The sequence below is a fragment of the Dethiosulfatibacter sp. genome (genome assembly GCF_983023055.1).
The window spans coordinates 563-2559 of the sequence record NZ_CEZJXU010000385.1 but is presented as its reverse complement, the minus strand read 5'-3'; the positions used below and the strand labels follow the sequence as shown (position 1 = coordinate 2559).

Genomic DNA, 1997 nt, shown 5'->3' with positions numbered 1-1997 from the left:
AACATATAAAGAGTATCAAAAATGATATAAAGTCAAATCTAGATGAGTGCAGGGAAACCATGTCTGTGGATTCCGTACATGACATCCGCGTTGATCTAAGAAAGCTTATGTCTGTTTCAGAACTGGCTCTGAATTTCAAATCTGTAGACCAAAAAAACAAAAAATTCTTCGTGAAGACGCAAAAGCTCTTCAGCGATACAAGGGATATCCATGTGGCAATTGATTATGTCAAAAACAACATTGAACCCGACTCTAATACGAAAGGTTTTATTGAATACCTAAACTCCCTGAAAGATACCAGAGAAAACCTCCTAAGGGACGGATTGATTGAACTGAATATTCCAAAACTATTGAAAAAAACAGACAGGATTATTACAGCGGTATCTTCCAGCGATTTTAGACACAGTTTCCTGTCAGCATTGAGGACGAAGCTTGACGATTCATTCCTTGAAGTGGTAAAGAACATCGAATTCATTGATAAAAGTGATATTACAACAATACACAAGATAAGAATCTCACTTAAGCATTTTCGCTATCTTTTTGAAATTCACAACCTAATATTTACAGATGAACAAGAAAGAATAAACAACCTAAAGAACCTTCAGGACTGGCTTGGCGAAATTCAAGACCTTACAGTTTTAAAGAAACTTCTTCACGACTACTGCATAGAAACAAAAGCCAACAAGGAAGGAATACGGTCCATCATAGATACAAGGACCGATTTTCTTGTTGAAAGTTTTTATAATGACAGATATGAAGTTCTTTATTTATGGGAAATAAAAACCTAAGGATGTGTTCATATGAGTAGCAAAGAAAAAATCATAGACTATTTCAATTCACTGGATAGAAGTCTTTTTATGGATATAAACAAGGATTTGGCAGTAGTGGACACTGCCCTTCCAATCGGATACGGGCAAACAATATCTCAACCTTCACTAGTTCTTGAAATGACAGTACTCCTGAACCCTGAAGAAGATTCAAAAATTCTTGAAATAGGTACTGGAAGCGGCTATCAAACTGCTCTTCTTTCAACATTTTCAGGAACGGTTTTTACTGTTGAAAGAATTCATGAACTTTACGACAAGACAAAAATACGACTTGAAAACATGGGCTTTGACAATGTATATTTCAAGCTTGATGACGGTACTATGGGCTGGGAACAATTCGCTCCCTTCGACAGAATAATGGTGACTGCAGCGGCAAGATTCATACCTCCTTCCCTTCTAGAGCAGCTTGCACCAAGAGGCATAATGGTTATACCAGTTGGAGGATCCAATTATCAGGAGCTTCTAGTCATTAAAAAAGATTCTGAAGGCAAAGTATCCACTGAATGCAAGGGTTATGTTAAATTTGTACCCCTCATCGGCAGGTATGAATAAAAAAATCCTGTTGACAGATGCTAATTTATTTATTATAATCAAACTAATTTAATAAACGTTTTCAGGTGCCGTTTACGGAGAATAGGGAATCGGGTTAAATCCCCGAACGGGCCCGCCACTGTAATGATCAGTGACTGTCACATGCCACTTCAATCGAGGGAAGGCGACAGTCATGCAAGAAAGCAGCTACGCTGTGTTAACCACGTAAGTGGTTATTAAGACGCGAAGGAAAGTTTCCTTAACCGCATAATACCAGGGCTTCAAGGGGTTATGCATATTTTAACTTTCTTGAGCTGCAAGTCAAAGTCAGGAGACCTGCCTGGAAATTCAGTATCTTTTTCTAAGCAAAAAAGACATTCGTATGGACAATGGAAAGTTCACACTTTAATAAGTGTGGACTTTTTTTATTCCCTAAAATCCAGATACTGACTTCAAACTCATTTGAAAAATTATAACCACTACATTTACAAAATTATTAAAACGAGGAGAATTAAAATGAAATTATTAAAAAAAACCGTATCTAGAATTGAAGGACTCAACGAAAAAATGATGAAAGAATGTAAAGACAGGGTTGATAATCTAATAAAACCACAGGGTAGTCTTGGGAAACTTGAAGAC

3 protein-coding genes and 1 riboswitch are annotated in these 1997 nt (G+C 36.8%); all 3 genes read left to right on the top strand.

Annotated features, from left to right (window positions below):
* Positions 1-788 (top strand): CHAD domain-containing protein (locus AC3AX0_RS11385; protein ID WP_487550400.1); only part of this gene is annotated, 788 nt, incomplete at its 5' end.
* A gap of 12 nt (positions 789-800) precedes the next feature.
* Positions 801-1379 carry a protein-L-isoaspartate(D-aspartate) O-methyltransferase gene (locus AC3AX0_RS11380; protein ID WP_487550399.1) on the top strand — a complete coding sequence of 193 codons (579 nt, stop codon included), beginning with the start codon at positions 801-803 and terminating at the stop codon, positions 1377-1379.
* A gap of 46 nt (positions 1380-1425) precedes the next feature.
* Positions 1426-1716: riboswitch (cobalamin riboswitch) on the top strand.
* Between the two features lie 158 nt (positions 1717-1874).
* The coding region (locus tag AC3AX0_RS11375) for a nicotinate-nucleotide--dimethylbenzimidazole phosphoribosyltransferase (RefSeq protein WP_487550402.1) at positions 1875-1997 on the top strand (123 nt) is incomplete at its 3' end.

Bases quoted from the DNA above. Each gene is read 5' to 3' on its own strand.
- AC3AX0_RS11380 (WP_487550399.1), top strand. From the start codon at position 801: ATGAGTAGCAAAGAAAAAATCATAGACTATTTCAATTCACTGGATAGA.